3 protein-coding genes, 1 rRNA gene and 1 pseudogene are annotated in these 4,746 nt (G+C 61.6%); all 5 read right to left on the reverse strand.

Features of this window, described 5'->3' with window-relative positions:
* Positions 1–207: pseudogene (locus VJS90_RS07845) on the reverse strand (hypothetical protein); the annotation flags it as partial.
* A 9-nt stretch (positions 208–216) separates the two neighbouring features.
* Positions 217–1,113 carry a nitrilase family protein gene (locus VJS90_RS07850; RefSeq protein WP_324120709.1) on the reverse strand — a complete coding sequence of 299 codons (897 nt, stop codon included), beginning with the start codon at positions 1,111–1,113 and terminating at the stop codon, positions 217–219.
* A 208-nt stretch (positions 1,114–1,321) separates the two neighbouring features.
* Entirely contained in the window at positions 1,322–2,965 is a 1,644-nt protein-coding gene (locus VJS90_RS07855; RefSeq protein WP_324120711.1) for an acetolactate synthase large subunit, read from the reverse strand.
* Positions 2,966–3,237: 272 nt separating this feature from the next.
* Positions 3,238–4,380 (reverse strand): hypothetical protein, encoded by a 1,143-nt coding sequence (locus VJS90_RS07860; RefSeq protein WP_414704912.1) that lies wholly within the window; start codon positions 4,378–4,380, stop codon positions 3,238–3,240.
* Between the two features lie 279 nt (positions 4,381–4,659).
* Positions 4,660–4,746: ribosomal RNA gene (gene rrf, locus VJS90_RS07865) — 5S ribosomal RNA — on the reverse strand; the annotation flags it as partial.

Consider the following 4,746-nt stretch of genomic DNA (forward strand, 5'->3'; position numbering starts at 1 on the left):
GCTGATGTCGCCGACGATCCAGCGCAAGCGGCTGAGTGGCTGGTCCAGGGTCGCCATCATGTGCCCGTAGTCCGGCCACGTCATTGGCCAGAACACCCTCTGCCCATGCAACGCATCGAGCAGCAGGATGCCTGGCAAGGCGATCAGCAGGCAGATGAAAATCTTCGGGGCAGGCCCTGACCTTGCGGAGTCTAATGAGTTGTCCATGTCGCCTCCTCAGCGTGGCAGGGCTGGATGCAGGCGGTAGCCGAGCATCGAGTCGTAGAGGTCGGCGCGACGGTCACGCGGCAGGTCGTTCAGGCTGTTCCAGATAGGCGCTGCGCGGGTATGGCTGAGATCGACGTCGGCGTAGAGGATGCAGGGGTTCTCAGCCCCCGCCACCTGCCCGATCGGCCAGCCGTTGGTGCCTGCGATCAGTGAACAGCCGAGGAAGCGGTCACCACGCTCGCTGCCAATCCGGTTGGCCGCGGCGATGACCACGTTGTTGACGTGGGCCGCGGTGATGGTGAGATAGGAAGCCATGCACTGTCCTGCGGCATCGAACAACGGCGGTGGGGTCCACACCCAGTTGTTGACGCTGCAGATGATGTCGGCCCCTTGCAATGCGAGCAGGCGGGGTACCTCGGGAAACCAGATATCCCAGCAGATCAGCAGTCCAATTCGGCCAATCGGCGTTTCGAACACCGGGAAACCCAGGTCGCCAGGCGTGAACCAGAGTTTTTCCTGGTTCCACAGGTGCGCCTTGCGGTAGTGCCCCAACAAGCCATCGGGCCCATGCAATACAGCACTGTCGTAGAGCTTGAGCCCATCGCGCTCGGCAAAGCCGGCCACGAGGTACACCTGGTGCCGATGCGCGAACGCGGCCCAGGCCCTGTTGCTTTCACCGTCATGCAGTGATTCGGCATGGGCATACGCCTCGGTGCGGGAGCGAAAGGTGTAGCCGGTATTGGCGAGCTCCGGCAGCACGATCAGGTTCGCGCCTTGAGTGACGGCTTCTTCAGCCAGGGCCAGGGTGTTCTGAAGGTTCGATTCCAGGTGCTCCAGTCCGACCTGGGGGTCAAACTGAATGACGGCTATCCGGGCCGGACTGATAGGGACAAGCTGAGCTGACATGGTGGCGTCCTTGTTATCTTTGTTGGAGGAACGCCAGTTAAGCCAGTCTTCAAGTACCGCAGCTAGTCAGCCAAATCCGAGCGAGGGTGTGGAAATTTCGGACACCGCTGAAAGGAATATGGAGTGCAGCGTTGTTTCAGGTAAAAAAATGGGGCCGCAGTGCGGCCCCATTTGTCACATCCCAGCGGCGAGCGCCAGGTTTGATCCCTTACACAGCCAGCGCGCGTTCGCGCAGCTCGCTGTTGAGGATGCGGTCGTTCTCGGAGTAGTCGACCGGGCAGTCGATCACGTGAACGCCGGGGGTCTTGATGCAGTGCTCGAGTAGCGGCAGGAAGCCTTCGGCGCTTTCGACACGGTGACCGTTGGCACCGTAGGCTTCGGCGTACTTGACGAAGTCGGGGTTGCCGTAGTCCAGGCCGAAATCGGTGAAGCCCATGTTGGCCTGCTTCCAGCGGATCATGCCGTAGCCGTCGTCACGCAGGATCACGATGGTGATGTGCATGTTCAGGCGCACGGCCGTTTCCAGCTCCTGGCTGTTCATCATGAAGCCGCCGTCACCACATACCGAGATCACCGGGCGCTCCGGGTGGACCAGGTGCGCGGCCATGGCCGATGGCAGGCCGGCGCCCATGGTCGCCAGGGCGTTGTCGAGCAGTACGGTGTTGGGCTTGTGCGCCTTGTAGTTGCGCGCGAACCAGATCTTGTAGATACCGTTGTCGAGGGCGACGATGCCTTCGGACGGCAGCGAACGACGGATGTCGGCGACCAGGCGCTGCGGGTAGACCGGGAAGCGGTCGTCGTCGGCGCCTTCGGCGATCTGGGCTTCGTTGGCTTCGCGGATGGCCATCAGGCGGGTGAAGTCCCAATGCGCGGTGTCATTGAGCGCTTCGCCGATCTGCCAGACGGCGTTGGCGATGTCGCCGATCACCTCGACCTGCGGGAAGTACACGGCATCGACTTCGGCGGAGCGGAAGTTGATGTGGATGACTTCGGTGCCGCCACGGACCATGAAGAATGGCGGCTTCTCGATGACGTCGTGACCGATGTTGACGATCAGGTCGGCGGCTTCAACGGCACGGTGCACGAAGTCGCCGGACGACAGCGCGGCGTTGCCGAGGAAGCGCGGGTGGCGCTCGTCGACCACGCCCTTGCCCATCTGGGTGGTGATGAACGGGATGCCGGTCTTGTCGATCAGCTGCTTGAGAACCTTGGCGGTCATCTTGCGGTTGGCGCCGGCGCCGATCACCAGGATCGGGTTGCGGGCGGTGCGCAGTTTCTCGACGGCGGCTTCGATGGCCTTGTGTTCGGCCAGCGGGCGACGGGTCAGGCTTGGCGGGATCGGCAGGCTGTCGGTCTGCTCGGCGGCGATGTCTTCCGGCAGCTCCAGGTGAACGGCGCCCGGTTTCTCTTCCTCAGCCAGGCGGAACGCCTCGCGCATACGGGCCGGGATGTTGTCGGCCGAGGCGAACTGGTGGGTGTACTTGGTGATGGGGTCCATCATGCCGCACACGTCGATGATCTGGAAGCGGCCCTGCTTGGACTTCTTGATCGGCTTCTGGCCGGTGATCATCATCATCGGCATGCCGCCGAGATAGGCATAGGCACTGGCGGTCACCAGGTTGGTCGCGCCAGGGCCGAGGGTCGACAGGCTGACGCCGGTCTTGCCGGTCAGGCGGCCATAGGTGGCGGCCATGAAGCCCGCGGACTGCTCGTGGCGGGTGAGCACCAGCTTGATCTTCGACTTGCGCAGGGATTCGAGCAGGTCGAGGTTTTCTTCACCGGGAATGCCGAACACATACTCGACACCTTCGTTTTCCAGGCATTGCACAACGACATCGGCGGCCTTGGCCATCTTGCTTGCTACCTCAAGTGATATTGCGGTGGTGATTCCAGGAATGCTCAGCGCAGTACGCTGAAGTCAGTCTGTCCAGAGGCAAGCAGTGCCCCCCGAACAGAACCTTGACGCAGGCAATACTCTATCAAGTCACGTACCTGTGCGCGAAACCATTGTCGCATTCCGTTGGTCTGCCTGGACCAGTTGGAACGCAATGAGGCGATTTTCTCGAAAATGGCGCGTCTCTCCTCGAAAAGGCGCTCTTATGTCGGCGTGCTCGGGATAACCCTTCAGCCCGAATTGCCCGTCAACCGGCCCACCACGGGCACGATGACGAGTGTCGCAAGCATCATGGCCAGGCCATTGCCGACAAACACGGGCATGGCATCCGGTAGCCGCACGTTGATTGCCACTGCCAGCGGCGGGGCGACCAGCGCCCCCAGGCCGGCGCTCAACGCGATGACCTGCCACTGGCCGCCCAGGCTCATCACCGCGGCCGGCACGATCGAAACCAGTGGAAGGTAGGTTGGATACCAGCCGTGGCGCTTCCACTGCTGGCGCCACAGCAGTATGCCAATCAACGAAGCCAGCGCCTGACCGCTGATGATCTCCAGCAGCAGGTGCGAGCCGTACGCTGGGCTGGCGGGCGACAGGATGTAAGCGATCAGCACGCCAAGCAGCAGACCGAGGCTCGCGATTTCATTGCCCAGGAACAGTGGCTCGCTGAAGTCGGCCAACACCCGGCGCATGGTCCAGATCACCCCGAAGCTGGACACAGGTTCCGCGCAGGGCTCAGGGGTAATTGCTCGAGTGGATAACCGCGATTCAGTGGTGATCCAAGGTACGCGCTTGCAGAGCAGTAAGCCGAACGCGCTCGCTAGCGCCATGCCTCCCAGATTGCCGACTACCAATGGCAGCTCCAAGGGGTAGCACACCTGGTTTACCAGCAGCAGGCTTGCCGGGGGCACCAGCACGGCGCCAAGCACGGCGCCGGTGATGGCCACCTTCCAGCCGCGCCCGAACCGCAGTACAACCACGGCGGGCAGCGAAACGAAGGCGACATAGGTGGGCTGCCAGGTGCCGTTGTGCAAGGTCCAGCCCCAGAGGACATGGCTGAGCAGCAGCGACAGCGATGAACTGGTGACCAGCCATGGCCACAGACCGCTGCCATAACAGATGGCGAAACCCTGCCAGCGGTGCCCATGGCGGTGCGCGGAGTGAGCCAGCCAGGCGCCCGCTAGCAGGCCCAGGGCAGGAAGCTCGTGCTTGTAGAACATCACTTCGCTGATATCACCAACAATCCAGCGCATTCGTTCGAGTGGCTCATTGATATTCAACAGCATGCAGGCGTAGCTAGGCCAGAGATCGAGCCAGCGCTGGGCACGTCCACTAACGACTTCGATGAGCACAACCGAGAATATCGAGATCGACATGCTCAGCAGCAGCTGGGAAAAAAAGCCGTGCCGCAGGGAGCGGGTGTCGTGGTCCATGCACGTGTCCTCATTGATTTTTGAAGGACACAGTAGAGCTGGCACTTAGCCACCGAGGACAGTCAGTCGCGTCCGATAGCCTTGCAGGAAATATCCACTTATTGCAGGGCGTCGGAGATTTGCCGGGGCATAGGCTTCGAAATGCGAGCCCGAGGATGAACTTATGCTCGGAAAAGACAAAACCCCTACCTGCTCGCGCAGATAGGGGTTTTGCGAAATGAATCTTGACGATGACCTACTCTCACATGGGGAAACCCCACACTACCATCGGCGATGCATCGTTTCACTGCTGAGTTCGGGATGGGATCA

Origin of the sequence: Pseudomonas sp. (assembly GCF_035277045.1) — a bacterium.
Lineage (GTDB): Bacteria > Pseudomonadota > Gammaproteobacteria > Pseudomonadales > Pseudomonadaceae > Aquipseudomonas.